The following is a 20607-nucleotide window of genomic DNA, read 5'->3' on the forward strand; positions in this document are numbered from 1 at the left end:
GAGGATGGCTTTTTTTGTCTATAATTTGATCTCTGTTCCGATCGCTTTCAGAAAGGCGGCGATCCATTTGGCATGTCCTGGCCATGCTGGGGAGGTGATTAAGTTTCCATCTACCACTACATCAGTTACAGGAACATTTACATATTCTCCTCCTGCCAGCTTTACTTCAGGTGCAACTGCCGGATAGGCTGTTAGTTTTTTCCCTTTTACCACCTCAGCGGCGGTCAGAATCTGTATGCCATGGCATACCGCTGCGATTACCTTGTCATTTTTATGAAAATGTTGGACAATTTCCAGCACGCGTTCATTTAATCTGAGGTATTCCGGCGCCCGTCCACCGGCAATTACGATGGCGTCATAATTTTCAGGAGCTACCTCATTAAAATCAAAGTTCAGCTGAAAGCGATGTCCCTTGAGTTCCACATAGGTTTGATCTCCCAAAAAATCATGAACAGCGGTTTGGATGGTGTCACCTGATTTTTTGTCTGGGCAAACCGCATGGACGGTATGTCCCACCATTTCCAGCATTTGAAAAGGAACCATAGTTTCGTAATCCTCGGCATAGTCACCGGTAAGCAGCAGAATGTTTTTTGCAGCCATTGAGTTAGATGTTTAGGAGTATGGTAACACTTTGGAGTCCAGTCCAAAACTTCAGGGCCAGGTCAAGGGTAGCAATGCCAATTAGCTTTAGAGCAATGTTTATGACCACAACACCCGACTGCAAATTCTAATGATTGGAAGCGATTTTAGCTGATGATTAACAATTGTGAGGTTATCCTGTTGGAATTTACCTGTATCACTTCTGCCATTATTCGAAATTTCATTAAGAATGCTGGTTTTTAAACACACTTCCACCACCTACTATAGTTACTGATTACCATAATTTTGGAAAGTAGGAAACTATTGCATTATCATACTCTGATTGAAAATAAAGATTAGACCGTTTCGGCATTTTTATTCAAACGTGATTTCAAAGCTTTCTTGAGCTTTCCAAAGCTGGATTTAAACTTTTTCAAATGGATCTCACTCTGCTGGAATTCTTCTTCGCACAAGGCTTGCTCCGGTAGCTCTGGCGCTTTTTCGGCGAAGTCAGCATAGAACAAGGAGTGAGCAGAAATAATTTGACGGAGCTTATTCAATAAACGTTCATGATGCGCCAATTGATTGACGATCTTTTTTTGCTCTTCTGCAGGCAGGTGGTAGATATTTCGCTCCTGTTGTTTTTTGAAAAAATTAATTTCCGATTGCCAAAAATCTATATTGGAAAGCCACTGCTTAAATTTCTGATGTAGGGATTCATGCGTGATAACATTCATATGCACAGGGGTTAAAATAAAACCATGAGTCAAAAAAATATCCTGTGTATAAAAAATCATCTGTCAGAACATTTATTCGACTGCTTTAACTAAATTTTTCAAATCGATGAGTAAAGTTTTTGTACACCTTAATTTAAGGTTTTTTCCGAATTTTTCAGTCTTTTGTCTCGTAAAATATTGGGAATCTGAATGGTGCAGGCTTAATTTTTTATTTTGCTATAAGGCGGGAGTAGTAGGAAGAAGAGGAAAGGGAAGTCCCTTAATTAAAGTTTTTTCCAGAAAGCAGCACGCAAGCTTTTCCAAATTTTGACTATTACCCCGAATATGCATGCTTAAACTCTGGTTTAGCCGCAAGGCGGGAAAAATTAACCCGGATTATTCATTCTTAAATCCCCATTTAGCTGTAAGGCGGAAAAAATGAAGGAATAGTTTCCTATTTCGAGTTTTTTTCCAACGAAGCAGATGAATGAGGGGAGAGCAATCTCAGTCAATTTTGAGCTAATGCAAATGCAGGAGGAACACAATTGAGATGAAATGAATTTATGCACTTTGGTGGAGATGCATTAATATGACAGCGCATAGTTTTGGATAATGCGGCTTAGTCAAACATAAAAAAGGACAGTAACTTTTAGCTACTGTCCTCTGATTAGGTTTTACTCATTCGTAGAGAAACCTGCCGACATTGTGTCGGTAATTCAAGTATTAGGAGGCATTGACGGATCAAATACCACCTTGGGGCAGATCGTAATACAATCTAATAACTTAACAATAAAAGGTTATGAATGTTTAGTGAAACGTCCTTAAATTTCCGTTTTTGCGGTGACCTTTTTAGAGTCATTGATAGCATTGCGATCCCGCAGGTTTTTAAATTCCCGGTACCTTCTGTTGGTGGCAATTCCAAAGCCAATCATCACCAAAAGAGTACCGATCCATAATACATTAATGAAAGGTTTTTCAAGCGCTTTTAAGACGATATAATCCTTTTGGGTAGTCTGTGCCTCAAAGACAAAAATACCTTCTTCAGGCTTGATGTTAGCAAGACTGAGCTTAATGCCGAGGTCTTCAATTACTTCCGGGATTTTACCCACCTGATTTCCTTTAATCAGGAAAATAGGCTCCGCAAAGTAGGAACGTTCGCTATCGAAAATCTGAATTTTGGCTTGTACCGCAACATCGTTCGGCCCAAGGCTCATGCCACCTACGGAAGGTAAAGTGATCAGGGAGTCAAAGCGGCAAACGAAATCATTAACGATGAATTGCGCTCCCATTTTGGCTTCAAAGGATTTTGCGGCACTCCATTCTGCTTCCTGGTCTGGTGTGATGAAAGCGGTTACGTGAGTATATAAATCACGATTAAATCCGCGCTTGATATCCGGAGAGATCACCATACCCATATTAGGATTTACCTGTGCTCGTGGATAAAGGGTGAATTTTTCTCCTTTCTGATCCGTATAATCTACCTCAAAATAGATGTTTTCCGGATGTACTTCTACGGTGTCCCCTTGATTGAAATAGGTTTTGCCGTCATAAGCTAATTCCGTCTTGGCAACTCTTTTACGTTCATTGCCGGTAGTGCTTAATAAATTATGGTCCACATAATTTGGCATGCCCATCACTTCTAGTCTTCTGCCCTTATAATTCAGCTGGTAATTTTCCATGGGGCGATTCCGATTGATCCAAAGTACAATGTTCTCCTGATCAAATTTTTCATCTGCCGCATCCTTAAAAATAGGCATGCCGCTTTGATTCAGGGAAACTACATTGGAATATCCTGCGGAAAATAAAATCCCAATCAGCATTAAAGCCATACCAATGTGCGTTACGGCACCTCCCGAAAGCTTGGGACTTTTTCGAATCAGATTGAAAAGGATGGTGCCATTGGCTGATAGGCAATAGACGGCAGCGGTAAGCAGGGCGATATAGGATAATTGCGCAACCGGATAAAGCAAAATGATGGCGCCGGAGGAAACTAAGGTAATCAGGAATGGCACCGTCAGCGCATCCCACAGTTTTTTAGAATCCATTTTCTTCCAGTAGAAGAACTGGCCTGTTCCTGAAAGCAATGCGATGGCTACGGCAAACCATAATTGAAATTTGGAGTAGAAAGCAACCTGATCAGTGGGTAAGGCTACATTAGAAATCCCACCAAATGCTTCTACAATGGCATTCCACACCGGAATGGACGTAGGAATAATCACCTGGAAGCCCATCAGACACAGCGTCGTCGCCCCTATGAAAATCCAGAACTCTCTGCTGTAAACCGAAGGCTCATCCTGCTCTACAGGTAAATCTTTCCAACGATAAAGGAAAATACCAAAACCTCCCAGGGTAAAAGCGGCAAGGTAAATTAATAGCTGTCCGCTTAAGCCCAGATCCGTGAAACTGTGCACAGAGGCATTTCCTAAAATTCCGCTTCGGGTAAGGAAGGTGGAGTAAACTATTAATACAAAGCCTGCAATACAAAGTCCCAATGAGCTTTTTAATGCCGTATGGTTTTTCTTGAAAACGATCATGGTGTGGATGGCTGCTACCAATACCAACCAGGGCACATAAGAAGCATTTTCTACCGGATCCCAGTTCCAATAGCCACCAAAGTTCAAAGTTTCATAAGCCCAATAGGCGCCCAAAAGAATTCCTAGGCCTAAAATGGCAGCCGAGAACAAGGTCCATGGTAATGCAGGACGTACCCAATCGCGGTATCTTTTGGTCCAAAGTGCCGCTACGGCGTAGGCAAATGGAATCAGGGTAGTGGCAAATCCCAGGAACAGAATTGGAGGGTGAATCACCATCCAGTAGCTTTGTAATAATGGGTTCAGGCCGGAGCCATCCTCTGGAATAAAGTCAGGATTGGATTGGAAAATGGGCGCATCCATCGCATCGCGCATCAGGGCGAAAGGCGACATGCCAATTTGCATATTGCCGATGACTGTTCCCAATATCATGGAAGCCAAATAGGCCTGCACGAGTGCGAAAACGGCCATCAATGGCCCTTCCCAGGATTTATTGGTGAAGATCAGCACCATTCCCAGTAGAGCATTCCACACCATCCAGATCAGAAAACTACCTTCCTGACCTTCCCACATAGCGGAAAGCATATAATACCAGGGCAAATGAATGGAAGAATGGCTCCAGGCATAGTGGTATTCAAAATAATTGCCACTTACGATGGCAAACAGCGTCGCAAAAACCCCTACAATGGATAAGGTGTGCAGGCTAAATGCCCAACGGCCATTTTTAAGCCATTCGTTCTTTTTGAGTTCATTGGCATTGGTCGCTTTGAAATAAGCAAAGGTGGCCACCAGTGAAGTGATGAATGCAAAAACCGTCAGAAAGTGCCCGAGGTTTCCAATAAATGTATTGATCATTGATTAAAATACTTCTGTAGTAGGAAAACGGTTTGTAAAACCAAAAAATGACAGCTGTTAAATGGTTTGCTCTTCTTTATATTTAGAAGGGCATTTGAGTAAAATTTTGTCGGCAATGAATTGTTCTTGATTTTTATAGGAACCAATGACCACCACCTGCTCTGAACGGGCAAAATCCTGTGGCATGGGTTCATTGTAAAAAACGGTTTCCGTCTTGCCATCATTATCGATCATGGTAAAGGAGAAAGAAACCATATCTCTGCCGGACTGTATGCCCACCACTTTCCCCTGAGGGTCTTTTGTTAATTGTCCCACCACATGGATGGCTTCTTTATTTCCGTCCTGCGCCATATTTTGCGCAACAGTAAAGGTGGTATAAGTACTGGAATCACCAATAGTACTGACGATCACCATAATGGCAATAGCAATAATTACGATTCCAAAAATATGTGCCTTTTTCATTATTGTTTGATTTCTAAGGGGTTATTGTGCAAAGGTAGCCTAATTTGCTGATATCTAAAATAATGTACGGAGAGGGTATTAAAGATCCAGTATTCGAAACGAAAATTAGATAGTGAAACGCGATATCCGATCATAATAAGAGAATAGCATGGCTATAGTCGAATAATATCCAAAAATCGCTGCTCTTACTTCGAATTTGCTTCGGTGGAGGTGATTTTTAATACCAGATTAGGCTTGCTGCCCGATCTCTGTTTCCAATTTCTTCAACTTTTGATCCGTCTTCCAGGCATATCCTGCAAAGCCACCCAAAACGGTTAATGCTACAGCGACCACCACGTATATCTTGCCTTCTCCTCTGAAGTTGTCCGCCATCTCTACTTTTTGGTTGGCGTAATCCTGATCAGTAATGGCTGTTTTTTCCTGCGCCATCGCCAGACTAAAAGAACCGGCTGCGAACAATGTTAATAATATCTTTTTCATGGGATTAGTTTTTGGAAGAAAAGGCGGAAGCCTCAATTGCACGGTTTAAATAATGTTGTTGGATGATCGCCATTCTCGCTCTGAGGTTACCCATCCATGCCCCCACCAGTATCCAACCGATAACCGCAGGGTAAAAAACAATTCTCAGCTGGCTGTCCAGGTCATAAGCATTAAAGCCCGGGTTTCCGCCATTGCCGGGATGCAGGGAATCTGTTAATCTGGGCAATATAAAGAGTAATGGAATCAATAGGGAAAAAGCAAAAATATTGTAAATCCCACTGATTCGCCCTTTTTGCTGAGGGTCTTCCAGTGAGCCCCTTAATACAAAATAGGCGAAATATATCAGCAGACCAATGGCCGCCCCATTCTGCTTGGGGTCATTGCTCCAGGGTTCTCCCCAGGTGAAGTTCGCCCAGATCATTCCGGTCAAAATCCCCAAAACCCCCATAAACACGCCCACCTGCGCGAATTGATCTGCATAGGCATCCAGATAATCCGCTCCTTTGGCGAGGTATCGAATGGAATAGATCACCGAGATCATGAGCATTACAATCATGCCAAACCACATTGGCACGTGGAAATGCAGATTCCGGATGGTTTCATTTAAAATATCGAGTCGGGGAGCATTAAATAAGAAGCCGCCCACTATGGAGTAAGCCACTAATAAGACTCCCAAAATTTTCCACCAATTGCGTTTCATGTTTGTTGAGTTCATTTAAAAAGTCCTTAAAAATAGGCGGAATAAACCTAAAAAGCACGCTTCAGCTTAACAGTTCCCTCAATAATACTATCGGAAATATTGATAGTTACTTTAGATTTGAATTTAGCGAAGATTTCTTTTGATGATTGTTCTCAAAGGTCAATAAACCCTGAGGCCGGAATTTTCATTTCTATATTCTCGTTTAGCTGAAAGGCGTGAAAAATGAAGGAATTTTTCCTATTTCTTTTTTTCCTGGAAGCAGATCAATGAGGAGAAGACAAGCTCACTCGAGTTTGAGCTAAAAAAACAGGGTAAAGTCATCAAAAAAACACGGACAATAAGGTGCTCATGGTGAATTACTAAACCCAGCGGTGCTTCATTCGGCTTAACTTCTCCACAGATAGGGGAAAAGTATAACAGACATCGCGCCCACAATCACATTAATGGCCAGTAGCGTAAGCAAATGGGGTGCACTGGCCTCCCAACCTACCCCTAATAATGCCCCTTTGGATAATTTCAGCGCCATTAATAGTACAGGGATTATCACAGGGAATGATAAAATAGCCATGAGGGTGCCGGAATTATTGGCCTTGGCGGCAATGCCTGAGACCATGGTCAGAGTGAAGCTAAAGCCACAAAGTCCTAGAAAGAGGGTAGTCAGGAAGACACCATAATGCTCAATAGGATTTCCAATAACCATACTATAAAAGCCGAGGCACACGATGCCTAATAGCAATAATAAGAATGTATTGTAAATCCCTTTCGCTATTATGATGTATTCTGGTGAAGTGAGCTGATACCAATAAAGATTACGCCCCTCGCTTTCCTGTAAAAAGCTCTTCGCTACAGCATTAATGCCTGCGAAGAGCAGGATGATCCAAAAAAGTGCATTCCAGGTGGGAATGTTGATGGCTCCGGATTGTAAGTGAAAACTTAAATAGCAAATAAAAACGGTGGCTCCCACATATAAAAGCAATCCATTGATGGCATATTTCTGTCGCCATTCCATTTTCACTTCTCTTTCGATGAGGGTAAGTATTTGATTGAGTCCTGACATTTGATCATTGATTTGGACTCAAAAATACGTTTGAAAAACTCATCATCAAGCAAAAACATTACATTTTGATGAGTTCAATGCCGAGCGAATCCTTTTTTTGGGAAGTGGTAAGCCTCAATAGGATAGGGAGGATTTTTTTAAAACCATGCCTTTTTATTGCACTAGAGCAGGTAATAACTGGAGTAATTATGGTAATCCGGCTTAATAAGTGCTGTTTAATGATTTTCTAATGATGGTTTCCCGGAACGGCTTAATCTTTGAACATTCTTTGTTTCCTGTACATTAAGCAATACCTTTGCGGAAATATTTTCCCGAAAGTGTCTTTTGTGGAAAGTGCAATGGAAGGATCTCCGCTAAGTGCCCTATGGGACTGAAGGGGCGAAGCTGTATCTAAAGCAATAATTACGTTAACCAAATATTTTTGTTTCCCGTGCGAATAAAAAATTACATGCCTTCAATGAGGTTGCTGTTTTCATTGGTAGGCCTTTTTTTCTTCATGTTTCAAATCCATGCCCAGTCATTGGAAGGATTGGATAACATTGACTTCACCGGTAAATCAGTAGATGATTTGTCCGATGCGCAAATCATGCAAATCCAGCAGGAAATGACCAAGCGTGGTTTGGGAATGGCCGAGATAGAAATGTTTGCTCAGGCAAAAGGCATTCCTCAATTGGAAGTGAATAAACTTAAATCCAGACTGGCAGAAGTGAGCACGATGGGCGCCAGTTCGGCTTCTGGTTTAGAGGGTGATTTTATGAACTCCCAATTGCCAGAGGTGACTACCGAATATTCCGAAAAGGAAGAGATTCCACAGGAATCCATCCCAATGAGTGTTTTTGGTTCCAAGTTGTTTAATGCGAAGAACCTTACATTTGAGCCTTCCATAGCCTTGAATCCTTCCAGTGATTACCGCTTAGGCGTTGGGGATGAAGTCCGGATAGATATTTGGGGTGCTTCACAACAGAACTATAAATTACTGGTCGATAAGACCGGTTCTATTAATATTCCGAATATCGGCCCTATCCGGGTATCGGGTATGCATTTAAAAGATGCGCAAAATAAAATTCTAAACCGACTGTCAGCCATTTACAGTGGGATGAAAGGCAGTCAGCCGAATACCTTTGGGCAGGTAAGCATGGGCATGTTACAGGGGATCAATGTAAATGTGATTGGAGAGGTGATTTTGCCGGGTACGTACACACTACCATCCACAGCCTCTTTATTTAATGCCTTGTATTTATCCGGAGGCCCCAATGATATCGGTTCCTTCCGTAAGGTACAGGTAATTCGTGGTGGGAAAATTGCTCAGGAAATTGATGTGTATGATTATTTGGTGAAAGGTAAAGGGAACGCCAATATCCAATTAGAGAATGATGATGTTATAAAAGTACCACCTTACCAAAATCGTGTGGTGATGGCTGGAGAATTTAAACGTACAGGGATTTTTGAGGGGAAACACGGAGAATCGGTGATGGATATGGTAGACTATGCCGGTGGATTCACGGAAAATGCCTATACGCACCGATTAGAAATTTTTAGAAAAAACGGAAGAGAGCAAACCGTGAGGGATGTGACTTTTGATCAACTCACTACTACGGTTATTCAAAACGGGGATTCTATTTTGGTGAAGCCTGTTTTAGAACGCTATGCCAATCGCGTTCAAATTACAGGAGCCGTTTTTCGTCCGGGCACTTATGAAGTGGAAGATGGACTTCAGCTTTCTACCTTAATTCAAAAGGCCGAAGGCCTGAAAGAAGATGCTTTCCTGGAGCGTGGATATATTTATAGAAAAGGAGAAGATCTTTCTGATGAAGTGATTTCTTTCTCTGTGGTAGATGTGGTTTTAGGAAAAGAAGATATCGTTCTGCAACGTGAAGACTATGTAGTGATTTCTTCTCTTTTGGAGATGAGAGAAGAGTTAACCATTGATATTGGAGGACCTGTGATGAAGCCGGGAGAATATACTTACGGCGAGGGCATGAAATTGAAAGATTTGATCGTTGTTGCTGGTGGTTTTAAAATTGAAGCCTCAGGCGCACGGGTGGAAGTGGCCCGACGCCTAAGAGGAGAGGATGCGGAGAAAGCCTCGGATAAAATCGCTGAAATCTTTGTGATGGACATTAGCAAAAACCTGACTGTTTCAGAAGCGGATGGGGAATTTGAATTAAAGCCATTCGATAAGGTATTTGTAAGAAAAGCACCCGGATCAAAAGTGCAGCGCACGATTACCATTGCCGGAGAGGTGGTTTACCCTGGCAATTATTCGCTGAGCTCGGAGCGGGAAAGAATCTCGGATGTCATGAAACGTGCAGGAGGATTTAACTCCAATGCCTTCTTGGAGGGTGCGATGTTAACCCGTAGAATCACTAAATCCGAAAAAGAATTGGCCATTCAGGAAGAGATGCTGCGAAGAGATCAATCCATAGAATTAACTAATCTGGAGTTTGAAGTGGTCGGCATTCAGTTAGATAAAATTATGAAAAACCCCGGAGGCAAACTGGATATCTATCTGGAAGCAGGAGATGAAATTTTAGTGCCCCAACGTGCCCAAACGGTCAGGATTTCCGGAGAGGTACTTAATCCGGTCTCCACAACTTTTGAGCCGGGAAAAAGTGCTAAATTTTATATCCGTCAAGGGGGTGGTTTTGGATTAAGGGCCAAAAGACGAAAGACCTATGTTCGGTATCCCAATGGAACCTCTGACGTAACTAAAAGCTTTATTTTTAGAAGTTACCCCAAAGTAACGCCGGGAGCAGAGATCATCGTTCCTCAAAAACCGGCACGTCCGCCAATGACCGCTACCTCCTGGATGGCTTTGGCTTCCTCAGCGGCCGCATTAGCGCTTACCGTTACTTCCATCATTAACAACGTCAAATAATTAGGGATGAAAGAGAAAATGGAACTTCAACACCAGCACCCATCTCCTAATTATTATGAGGAAGATGAGATTGATTTAGTCGCAGTTGCCAAACATATTATCGAGAATCGTCACATCATTTATAAGTCTGTGGCGATTTGTACCGTGATTGGTCTATTGGTGGCCATCTTTAGCCCGGTAAAATATACCGCCAAAGCCACTTTGATTCCGGAAGCAGGCGAAGCTCAAATGGGGAATTTGGGAGGCCTGGCTGGTCTGGCCGGTATGGCGGGGATTAATATTGGTGGGATGATGGGCGATCAGTCGACGATTCCTCCGGAGTTGTATCCGGAAGTTGTTAAGTCCTGGCCATTTCAGAAGCAGTTGATGGAGACGGAGATTACCCTGGCTGAGGTGGGGCGTCCCATCACAGTCTATGAATATTATGCCGAGTGGAAAAAAGAGCAGCTGGGAGCGAAGATTAAGAAATATACCATTGGACTGCCAGGGACTATTAAGAAAGCGATTAGTGGGGAGCCTGTAAAGATGGTAGCTACTAAAGGAGGCCCAATTGTAATTAGTAAAGAGCAGGCCATAGTAAGAAAAACGCTTGAAGATTTAGTGGTAGTTGATGTGGATGCTAAAAGTGGAGTGATTTCTCTAGAAGTTGAAATGCCGGAGGCTTTGGCAGCAGCACAAATGGGCGAAGTAGCCTTGGAGTATTTGCAAGCTTATATTACTGACTACAAAACGGAGAAAGCGCGTCAAAATTTAATTTTCATCCAGGATAGCTTTAATGAAAAAGAGGCAGAGTTTCTTGCTGTTCAAAAAGAATTGGCGAATTTTCAGGATAAAAACCAATTTGTATCGACTGCCATGGCAAGGACAGAGGAAAAAGCTATTTCGGATAAGTATAACCTTGCAAACAGTATTTACCAAGAATTGGCTGGGCAATTGGAGCAAGCAAAAATTGCCTTGAAAGATAAAATGCCGAATTTTACAATCTTAGAACCGGTTAGTGTGCCCATTGAGAAGTCAGCTCCTAAAAGAGGGTTGATTTTGGTGATTAGTGCTTTTTTGGGAGTGATTGTTGGTTTAGGGATGGTGTTTTTTTATCATCTAAAAGAAAATTTTGTAATTAATTAAAGAAAGGTCGCTCTTTCTAGAATAGTCATGTTAAATAATAAAAAAATATTAATCACCGGAGGTACAGGCTCATTTGGTAAAAAATTCATTGAGATGATTACCACCCAGTATCCAGATGTAAAGCGAATTGTGGTATTTTCAAGAGATGAGTTGAAGCAGTTTGAGATGAAACAACAATATCCTGCTGAAAGGTACCCTCAAATAAGGTTCTTTATAGGTGATGTGCGAGATAAGGAGCGTTTGATACGTGCATGCGAAGGAATAGATGTAATTATTCATGCAGCGGCAATTAAGCAAGTGGATACCGCAGAATATAACCCAACGGAGTGCATTCGAACAAATGTACAAGGGGCAGAGAATGTAATTGACGCAGCTTTGACATGTGGTGTAAAGGATGTAGTGGCTTTGAGTACAGATAAAGCATGTGCACCAATTAACTTATATGGAGCGACTAAATTAGCTTCAGATAAGCTTTTCACTGCAGCTAATAATATAAAAGGAAGCCGTGATATCCGTTTTTCTGTAGTGCGTTATGGTAACGTAATGGGATCAAGAGGCTCAGTTATTCCTTTCTTCATGGGTAAAAAACAGGAAGGGGTATTGCCGATTACTCATGAAGAGATGACTCGTTTCAATATTTCTTTAGAGGACGGTGTCCGATTGGTTTTCTTTGCGATTGAAAATGCTTTAGGGGGAGAAATTTTTGTTCCAAAGATTCCGTCATATAAGATTTTGGATGTAGCAAAAGCCATTGCACCTGAAGCAAAATATGAAGTGGTTGGGGTGAGACCTGGTGAGAAATTGCATGAGGAGATGATTACAGAGTCAGACTCTTTGAATACAATCGAAATGGATAAGTATTATGCCATTTTACCTTCGGTCTCTTTTGCACATAAAAAAGAGGAGTTTATTAAGCACCACAGCGCAAAAGAGGTGCCGTTTGGCTTTAAGTATAACTCAGGAGAGAATACAGAGTGGGAAACGGTTGAAAGCATGCGCGAAAATATCCGTACCTACGTAGATCCTAACTTTCAAGCATAAGAGAGATGAGCAAGAGTATACCCTACGGTAGACAGGATATCAATCAACATGATATTGATGCTGTTGTCAAAGCTTTGACTTCAGATTTCTTGACACAAGGCCCTGAAGTTTTGGCTTTTGAAGAAGCTTTCGCCACTTATGCAGATGCAAAATATGCTGTCGCTGTTTCTAATGGAACAGCAGCGCTGCATTTAGCGGTGATGGCCTTGGGATTAAACGAAGGGGATAAAATTATTACTTCACCGATCACCTTTGCCGCTTCGGCCAATTGTGCCCGTTATGTTGGCGCAGAAGTGTTATTCGCTGATATTGACCCTAAAACCTATTTATTAGATATAGACAAGGTAAGAGCATTATTAGAGGCAGCCCCTAAGGGGACTTACAAAGGGGTAATACCTGTTAGCTTTGCTGGTTATCCAGTAGCCTTGGAGGCTTATAGGGAGCTTTGTGATGAATATGATTTGTTTTTATTAGAAGACGCTTGTCACTCTCCAGGAGGATATTTTGTCGACTCAAATGGTGAAAAGCAAGTTTGTGGTAATGGTAATTATGCTGATGCCTCTGTCTTCTCTTTTCACCCGGTCAAACATATTGCAGCTGGCGAAGGAGGTATGATTACCACCAATAATGAGGAAGTATACCAGCAGCTACTTCTTTTGAGAACGCATGGCATCACTAAAACCCCGGATTTATTAGAAGAAAATCACGGGGGCTGGTATTATGAAATGCAAGCGTTAGGATTTAACTACCGAATTACCGATTTCCAAGCAGCTTTGGGCAATAGCCAGTTGTCGAGAGCGGAACAAGGGGTGATTCTAAGAAATCAAATTGCTGAGAACTATACAAAAGCATTTGAAGGTTCAAATGTACAAGTCCCATATGTATCTGATACGGTTTGGCATGCGCATCACCTGTATGTAATTCAAGTTGAAGATCGTAAAGGTTTATATGATTACTTAAGAACGCATAATATTTTTGCTCAAGTACATTATATCCCTGTCCATTTGATGCCTTATTATAAAAAACAAGGGTGGAAAATTGGAGATTTACCAGTAGCTGAGGAGTATTACAGTAAATGTTTAAGCTTACCAATGTACCCTACATTGTCTGATGAAGAGCAGTCATTTGTCATTGAGAAAGTTTTAGAATTCACAAAATGAAACGCATAGCAATTATACCGGCAAGAGGAGGGAGCAAACGCATTCCTCGCAAAAATATCAGAGAATTTTTAGGTAAGCCTATAATTGCCTACTCTATTGAAGCAGCATTGGAATCTGAGCTATTTGATGAGGTGTTAGTTTCAACGGATGATGAAGAGATTGCTGATGTCGCAAGAAAATATGGTGCATCTGTGCCTTTTTTGAGATCAAAGAAAAATGCTGATGATTTTGCTCCCTTAAGTGCTGCTATAATTGAATGTCTCAATACAGTGGAGGGGGATTATGATATAGTTTGTTGTATTTTGGCAACAGCACCATTTATTTCGGCTGAATGGCTAAAGAGGTCAGCAGAAATACTGACTGAATGTGATTCTGTTGTCTCCATATGTCGGTATTCTTATCCAATCCAAAGAGCTTTAAAAGTAGACGCTTCAGGTAATGTTGATTTCCTTTTTCCTGAATATAAATTGGCTAGAAGTCAAGATTTGGAGCCTTGTTTTCATGATGTGGGGCAATTCTATTGGTCAGATGTAAGTTTGATGAAAAGAGACTTGAAACTTACTTGTGGAAAAACAAAGGGGTTTGAGTTGCAAGAGATATTTGTCCAAGATATTGATACGGAGGAAGATTGGTTTAATGCAGAAGTAAAGTGTAGAGTACTCAAAGATATTAGATCATGAGAAAAAAAAGATTACTCGTAATTGGAGCCGGATTTGGTCAGGTTCCTGCTATTAAAAAGGCTAAGGAACTGAATATAGAAGTTATAACGGTTGATAAAAATCCTAATGCCGAAGGCTTTCAGTACGCAGATAAGGCCTATCCAATTGATATCCTAGATGGAGATTCTATTTTGAAAGTTTCCAAGGAGTTTGGTATTGATGGAGCTATGACAATGCAGACTGATTTGCCTATTCCAACTTTGGGTTATATAAATGACAAATTAGGTCTTGTTGGTGTGACTTATTCAGCAGCAAAGAATTGTAGCAATAAAATATTGACTAGAAAAAAACTGCAAAGCAAAGGAGTGTCACAGCCAAACTTTGAAGTTGTAGCCTCTTTGGAAGCTACAATAAAAGCTGTTAATGAAATTGGTTTGCCGGCGATTGTTAAAGCAGTTGACAGTTCTGGTAGCAGGGGCGTTACAAAAGTAACATCAAGTACCCAAATTAAACAGGCTTTTTATGAAGCTAAAAAATATAATCGTCAGCCAGAGATACTTGTTGAAGAGTTTATTGATGGGGTTGAGCTTGGTGCTCAGGCATTTTCAGTAAAAGGAAAATGTGAGGCTGTTTTTCTTCATAATGATACTTTGGCTGATGGTAAGTACCTTGTTCCAACTGGGCACTCTTTTCCCTCCCATTTGCCAGAGTCCCATATTAAGGAAGCAGAAAGAGTAATTAAAGCCTGTGTAGAAGCTTTAGAGATAAATGATGGGCCTTCAAATATTGATATTATTATATCTCACTCAGGGGAGGTGAAAATAATTGAAGTGGGTGCTAGAATAGGAGCCACTTGTCTACCCGAATTAGTATCATATTATTCAGGTATTGATTGGGTTAAAGAGACGATATTAAATGCACTGGGTGAAAGTGTAAATCTTAATAAATCCGGTACGCATCCTTGTGCGGCATTGATTTTAGAAGCACCAAAAGATGGGAAATTAATGTCATTTAACATTCCTGAGGAGGTGAAAACTAACCCGAACTGTTTGGAGGTCGAAGTTTCTGCAAAGGAAGGTGATGATGTTAGTGTTTTGAGGAAAGGAACAGACCGCATTGGTAAAATAGTCGTTAAAGAAGAGTCGGCTACCCTCGCAGAAGAGTTAGTCTATCAATTAAGGAAGCGAATAACATTTAATATAGTATAGGTTGAATTTTGCTGTAATAGTTGAAGGTAATTCCGCAATTGGATTAGGCCATGTTTTTAGATGTATTAACTTAGTTGAGAGGTTACTGTCCGAAGGGCATAATGTCTGTGTATACATCCCTAATATTCCTAAGGTAGAATTTATTCTTAGAGAAAAAGGAATTACTACATATAATTTTTTTATTGATACTTTTACTCAAGTAAACAGTGGTATTGTTGCTGATTTAAATAGGCATTTATGCAAAAGTAATACGGATGTAGTTGTATTGGACTTACTAGAGGAGTCATTCGTGAAATTTGAAGGCCTTCGACAAAATAATACTGTGATAATTGTTTCAATAACTTCTTTTCTTATAAATAATGAAAAGCGATATGAGCATATTTCATTTTTTCCCGATTTTGAAGAAGATAAAGTTGTAGAGGTTAATCACCATTATGGGGCAATGAAACTTTTTAGTGGTAAATCTTTCTTTATGTTTAGGGGGGAGTTCGAGAAGAGGTTTCCAAGTAAAAGGATTAATGTAGAAGCACCACAAGTTTTAATAACAATGGGAGGGGCGGACCCATATAATTTATCGCTCAAAGTACTTAAGTCGCTGGAACTTTCTGAACTCCCGATCGAAATTATTGTAATAATTGGGGCTGTTTCGGTATTTCGCAATGAAATATTGAGATTTTCAGCAAATTCTAAAAATAAAATCACGGTTTTAGATCAGGTCAAAAATATCGAGGATTACATGCATCATGCTGATATTGCATTTATAAACGGAGGGGTGACTAGATATGAATTATGTGTAGTAGGTACTCCGTTTATTGCAATTTCAATTCATGAGAAGCAATATTCAATAACTAAGAAGTTAACAGATGTTATTGGACTTGGTAACTTAGGGGTATATGATAAGTTAGACGAGTCTGATATTTTTGGATATTATGAGTCAGTTTTAAAAGATGTTAATTTGTTAGAACGAACTTCTGCTAAAATGAAAAATGTATTTCATTTAAATGGGATTAAAATGATAACTGATATAATATTGGATAGGGTTAATGAGGGTAGTTAATAACTTTTGGAGATTATATATCAAATTTAGATTTTTATTTATACCGGATGGTGCGTTTGGAGATAGAGCACGAGGTAAGGTATATGAGCCCTTTTTACAATCTTATGGGAAAAATTTTAAAGTTGGCTCGAATGCGTTTATATATAATCCAAATGGTCTATCTGTTGGGGATCATGTTTACATCGGCTTTAATAGTTACTTAGGGCAAGGAGAGGTTCATCTTGCAGATGAAGTTTTAATAGGGAATTTTGTGTCAATTACTGCAAGTAACCATCTTCGAAAAGGAAATTCTTTTAGGTTTGGTGGATTTGAACCAAAAAAAATAAATATAGGTAAGGGCACTTGGATAGCCGCTCATTCATCAATTACTGCTGGAGTTGAAATAGGGGAAGGGAGTTTAGTCGCTGCGGGTAGTGTAGTTACAAAATCATTTGGTGATTCATTAGTTATTGGCGGAGTTCCAGCAGTAGTAATTAAAGAAATGAATGATGAGTTTTTAAAGGCAAAGGATTGATGAGAATAAATAATTCGATTTTAGGTGAGCAGGTGTATATAATCGCAGAAATCTCAGGAAATCATAATAATGATTGGGAATATACTGTTGATACAATTTATGCAATGAAAGAAGCAGGTGCTGATTGTGTAAAGTTACAAACATATACTGCAGATTCGTTGACATTAAATGCTGATACAAAATATTTCGCTCCTCGAACTAGTGGGATATGGAAGGGAAAGAGACCTTATGATGTTTTTTCCGAGGGAGCAATGCCATGGGATTGGCAACCGAAGTTGATTGAGTTAGCTAATTCCTTAGGAATGGACTGTTTTTCTTCCCCATTTGATAAAAAAGCGGTCGATTTTTTAGAGGAATTAGATACTCCAGCTTATAAGATAGCCTCATTTGAAATTCAGGATATCCCATTGATAAAATATGTTGCTTCAAAAGGAAAGCCAATGATCATATCAACAGGGATTGCGACTTTGGAAGATATTGATTTGGCTGTGAATACGTGTAGAGCACAAGGAAACGATCAAATTGCCTTATTGAAATGCACTTCGGCGTACCCAACACCTATGGAAGAAGTGAATTTAAAGGTGATTCCTAATTTAAAAGAGACATTTGAAGTGCCAATCGTAGGATTGTCAGATCACACAATGGGGAGCACGGTACCTTTAGGTGCTGTAGCCTTAGGTGCTAAAATTATAGAGAAACATTTTGTGTTGGATAGATCAAAAGGAGGAGTAGATGCTTCATTCTCCATGGAGCCAGCAGAGTTTAAGCAGATGATTGATTCTGTAAGGGACTTGGAGCGAGCACTAGGAAAGGTCACCTATCAATTAACAGATAAAGCATTAGATAGTAGAACAAGAGGACGGTCATTATTTGTTGCTGAAGATATTAAAGCTGGAGAAGTAATTACAGAGAATAATGTGCGTTCTGTTAGACCTGGAGCAGGGTTACATCCGAAATATATGTTGGACATTGTTGGTAAAAGAGTAAATAAAGACATCGAAAGAGGAATGCCTGTTACTTTTGGTGATATTATTGAATGATAGAGAAAGCTTTAAATTTGATTTTAAGGCTCCTTGCATTAGGAAGTCGATTTGTTTTTATTTTTCTGATTGGAAAATATGCTGGAGCTGAGTTTTTAGGGGAGTACAGCCTGTTTGTGACCTCTATTACTTTGGCAGTAATTATTTTAGGTTTTGATTTATATGTTCATGCGACACGTGAAATTATTGCCGCGAGTGATGAATTAAAGTCAAAGATTATTCTCCATCAGTTTGTGGCTTATTTGCCCTTATACCTAGTGATATTACCACTGTTGATAGTCGTTTTTTTACGTGATTATGTAGCTTGGGAATATGCTCATCTTTTCTATCTCGTATTGGTGTTTGAGCATATAGGTTCAGAGTTTTACAGAATTCTAATTCCATTAAAAAAGGTTGTTTTTGCAAACATCCTTTTTTTTATTAGAAATGGCTTGTGGGCAATTTTTTTAAGTTTATACCTGTTTTTCTTTGGCGGTATGAATGACCTGCAATTTGAGGATATATATTATGTGTGGATAATTTGCACAGGTATAGCATTTGTATTGGGTGCTACCTTTTTTATAAGTAGGTTTAACTTTAAACAAGTATCGTTGGATAAATCTTTCTTTTTTAGCTATTATAAGGTAGCATGGCGTTTTTTTATTGCAACCGTCGCATATAAAGTTATTGAGTTTTCCGATCGTTATTTTATACAAGAGTTTTCCACTAAAAAGATGTTAGGTGTTTATTCTATGTATAGTCAGACTAGTAATGTCTTAAATATTTTTATTTATACACTTGTGATTACAATGTTGTATCCAGATCTCTTGAAATCAATTTATGATAAGGATGCTAAGTCATTTAGTGCTATAAAGCGTAAAATGTTTATTGAAGTTCTGGCTTGGAGTCTGTTGGCTATTGTAGCTGGTTTTTTGATATTACCATATATTTTGAAGCTTCTAGGTGGTGAGTATCAATTATATTCCTCAATTTATTTTATTTTGATTATAGCTAATGTGTTTTTTAATTTGTCGTATATCTACCATTTTATCATAACAGGCCATAAAAGGGATCGTGATCTGATGAATATCTCTTTGTTTACTGCAGGGGTGATTTTGTGCTTTAATTTTGTTGGAATTCAACTTTATGGAGTGTATGGAATAGCCTTGTCAAAATTTGTTGGATTCTTTGTGCTGCTATTATTGAAACGAAATTTAGTGCTGCGGAGGCGACTTGCTCTTACGTAAATTTAATAACATTTTGTGGAATTTTAATTAATCATTCTTGTGTGAATGAAGCTGTTTTGTAAATGATTAAATATCTATTTTATCCTCAGAATCAAGAGCATGTCTTAAATATGGAGCCTTTAGCATTAAGGCTGAAAGAGCAGGGGCATGAAGTGACTTTTTTGACATCTGAAGAAATATTTTGGCAAAAGTTAAAGTTTGGAGAGACTCACAATCTTATTAGTGTAAATAGTGTGAAAAGCAATAGAAGCTTCTATCTAGTAAATTCTCTCTACCAAGTTATTATAGTGTTTAAGTTTAAGTTAGCAATACGTAATATTCATGACCAGTTTGACCACTTAATAATTGGAAATGATGGGGCGCTTCAACGAAGTGTAATTGATGTTTTTCGGAAACATAATAAGAAAACATCAATGATGTTGGATGGAATTATTACTGATTCCTCTTATACATTGAGAGAAATATTTAAGATGGAAAGTGATAAGGCCAAAATGTTGTTTAGATTTTTTAAGATGCGTTTAAAGAAAGGTTTGTTTAAGCTTTTTTCCCGAACAGCATTAAATACCTATTTACCTTCCGAAGTAGGTTGGAGTTGTGTTGATAACATATTTGTGATAGGGGAATACTCAAAGAGAGTGATTGAGAGAAGATGTTGTAAAAAAACCAATGTGTTTGGATTTGGGTTGCCTAGGTTTGTGAAAAAAGTAGTAAAAGAGTCCCAATGTGTGAAAAATTCTATTGTGTTTTTTACATCTGCATTTAAATGGCATGCGAAAAAAGAGCTGCATGAACTTCAGGTTAAAGATATTGAATTGCTAATTACAATTAATAATAACCTCGATGAGTCATTAAGGAAAGCTATTATCATAAAAGTCCATCCTAGGGAAAGTTTAGATGACTATATGCACCTTTTGAAGAATGAAAATGTGAGACTTGATAGTCAAACAGCACCGGTGATGTTTTTTCATGAATCAAATAAATTATTTAGTAATATTTCTACTTGCATATTAGAAGGAACTACGTATGGTGTAAATGTTATTTCAATGATGAATCATTTTGATTATGAGAAATATCAAAAAAGCTTTATTTCTAGTTCAGCTATCGTTAAGACATTTAGTGATGAGGATGTTTTAGATATATTACTTAATGGAGAGCAAGGGGTTGAAGAGATGTGTTATTTTATTAATACTGAAGGTGGATTAAGTGATGTTTTGGGTGTGATATCTTGATGAGGATGAGTTTTTAAATTCATTTTCCTAAAGAATTATTGGGCTTTGTAGTCATCTTTACAGATACTTATTTAGTATATATGCAAATCA

General features: G+C 39.3%; 18 protein-coding genes. 11 read left to right on the plus strand and 7 right to left on the minus strand.

The window, feature by feature from the left end:
• Positions 1 to 18 precede the first annotated feature (18 nt).
• From NG22_RS16930 to NG22_RS16960, 7 genes are all read right to left on the minus strand, one after another.
• Positions 19 to 600: a DJ-1/PfpI family protein gene (locus NG22_RS16930; RefSeq protein ID WP_053406791.1), complete on the minus strand. Its 582-nt coding sequence runs from the start codon at positions 598 to 600 to the stop codon at positions 19 to 21.
• Between the two features lie 335 nt (positions 601 to 935).
• Entirely contained in the window at positions 936 to 1316 is a 381-nt protein-coding gene (locus tag NG22_RS16935) for a hypothetical protein (protein ID WP_157601182.1), read from the minus strand.
• Between the two features lie 800 nt (positions 1317 to 2116).
• On the minus strand, positions 2117 to 4681 hold the full coding sequence (locus NG22_RS16940; RefSeq protein ID WP_053406793.1) for a heme lyase CcmF/NrfE family subunit: 2565 nt from the start codon (positions 4679 to 4681) through the stop codon (positions 2117 to 2119).
• A 57-nt stretch (positions 4682 to 4738) separates the two neighbouring features.
• Complete coding sequence (locus tag NG22_RS16945) at positions 4739 to 5143, minus strand: cytochrome c maturation protein CcmE (protein ID WP_053406794.1); 405 nt, start codon at positions 5141 to 5143, stop codon at positions 4739 to 4741.
• 228 nt (positions 5144 to 5371) lie between these two features.
• The gene (locus NG22_RS16950; protein WP_053406795.1) at positions 5372 to 5623 is read right to left on the minus strand and encodes a CcmD family protein; all 252 of its coding nucleotides are present in this window, start codon (positions 5621 to 5623) and stop codon (positions 5372 to 5374) included.
• 4 nt (positions 5624 to 5627) lie between these two features.
• Positions 5628 to 6323, minus strand: coding sequence for a cytochrome c biogenesis protein CcsA (ccsA, locus tag NG22_RS16955; RefSeq protein ID WP_053406796.1), 696 nt, complete (start codon positions 6321 to 6323; stop codon positions 5628 to 5630).
• Between the two features lie 385 nt (positions 6324 to 6708).
• Positions 6709 to 7380 carry a heme exporter protein CcmB gene (locus tag NG22_RS16960; protein WP_172674394.1) on the minus strand — a complete coding sequence of 224 codons (672 nt, stop codon included), beginning with the start codon at positions 7378 to 7380 and terminating at the stop codon, positions 6709 to 6711.
• 457 nt (positions 7381 to 7837) lie between these two features.
• On the opposite strand from NG22_RS16960, the gene NG22_RS16965 reads away from it, so the two are divergent.
• From NG22_RS16965 to NG22_RS17015, 11 genes are all read left to right on the plus strand, one after another.
• The gene (locus NG22_RS16965) at positions 7838 to 10258 is read left to right on the plus strand and encodes an SLBB domain-containing protein (protein ID WP_053406797.1); all 2421 of its coding nucleotides are present in this window, start codon (positions 7838 to 7840) and stop codon (positions 10256 to 10258) included.
• A 6-nt stretch (positions 10259 to 10264) separates the two neighbouring features.
• Entirely contained in the window at positions 10265 to 11383 is a 1119-nt protein-coding gene (locus NG22_RS16970; RefSeq protein ID WP_053406798.1) for a GNVR domain-containing protein, read from the plus strand.
• 21 nt (positions 11384 to 11404) lie between these two features.
• Entirely contained in the window at positions 11405 to 12424 is a 1020-nt protein-coding gene (pseB, locus tag NG22_RS16975) for a UDP-N-acetylglucosamine 4,6-dehydratase (inverting) (protein WP_216597650.1), read from the plus strand.
• A gap of 5 nt (positions 12425 to 12429) precedes the next feature.
• Positions 12430 to 13584 carry a UDP-4-amino-4,6-dideoxy-N-acetyl-beta-L-altrosamine transaminase gene (gene pseC, locus NG22_RS16980; protein ID WP_053406800.1) on the plus strand — a complete coding sequence of 385 codons (1155 nt, stop codon included), beginning with the start codon at positions 12430 to 12432 and terminating at the stop codon, positions 13582 to 13584.
• A complete protein-coding gene (gene pseF / locus NG22_RS16985; protein WP_053406801.1) occupies positions 13581 to 14264 on the plus strand; it encodes a pseudaminic acid cytidylyltransferase in 684 nt (227 codons plus the stop codon). The genes pseC and pseF overlap by 4 nt, the downstream gene beginning before the upstream one ends.
• Positions 14261 to 15451: an ATP-grasp domain-containing protein gene (locus NG22_RS16990; RefSeq protein WP_053406802.1), complete on the plus strand. Its 1191-nt coding sequence runs from the start codon at positions 14261 to 14263 to the stop codon at positions 15449 to 15451. The genes pseF and NG22_RS16990 overlap by 4 nt, the downstream gene beginning before the upstream one ends.
• A 1-nt stretch (position 15452) precedes the next feature.
• Complete coding sequence (locus tag NG22_RS16995) at positions 15453 to 16508, plus strand: hypothetical protein (protein WP_053406803.1); 1056 nt, start codon at positions 15453 to 15455, stop codon at positions 16506 to 16508.
• Positions 16495 to 17022 (plus strand): DapH/DapD/GlmU-related protein, encoded by a 528-nt coding sequence (locus tag NG22_RS17000; protein ID WP_053406804.1) that lies wholly within the window; start codon positions 16495 to 16497, stop codon positions 17020 to 17022. Before NG22_RS16995 ends, NG22_RS17000 begins: the two co-directional genes overlap by 14 nt.
• Complete coding sequence (pseI, locus tag NG22_RS17005) at positions 17022 to 18062, plus strand: pseudaminic acid synthase (RefSeq protein ID WP_053406805.1); 1041 nt, start codon at positions 17022 to 17024, stop codon at positions 18060 to 18062. Before NG22_RS17000 ends, pseI begins: the two co-directional genes overlap by 1 nt.
• A complete protein-coding gene (locus NG22_RS17010) occupies positions 18059 to 19288 on the plus strand; it encodes an oligosaccharide flippase family protein (protein ID WP_053406806.1) in 1230 nt (409 codons plus the stop codon). Before pseI ends, NG22_RS17010 begins: the two co-directional genes overlap by 4 nt.
• A gap of 110 nt (positions 19289 to 19398) precedes the next feature.
• Entirely contained in the window at positions 19399 to 20517 is a 1119-nt protein-coding gene (locus tag NG22_RS17015) for a hypothetical protein (RefSeq protein WP_157601184.1), read from the plus strand.
• Positions 20518 to 20607: the final 90 nt, after the last annotated feature.

It is taken from the genome of Persicobacter sp. CCB-QB2 (assembly GCF_001274635.1).
In the GTDB taxonomy this organism is placed as follows: Bacteria; Bacteroidota; Bacteroidia; order Cytophagales; family Cyclobacteriaceae; genus Persicobacter; species Persicobacter diffluens.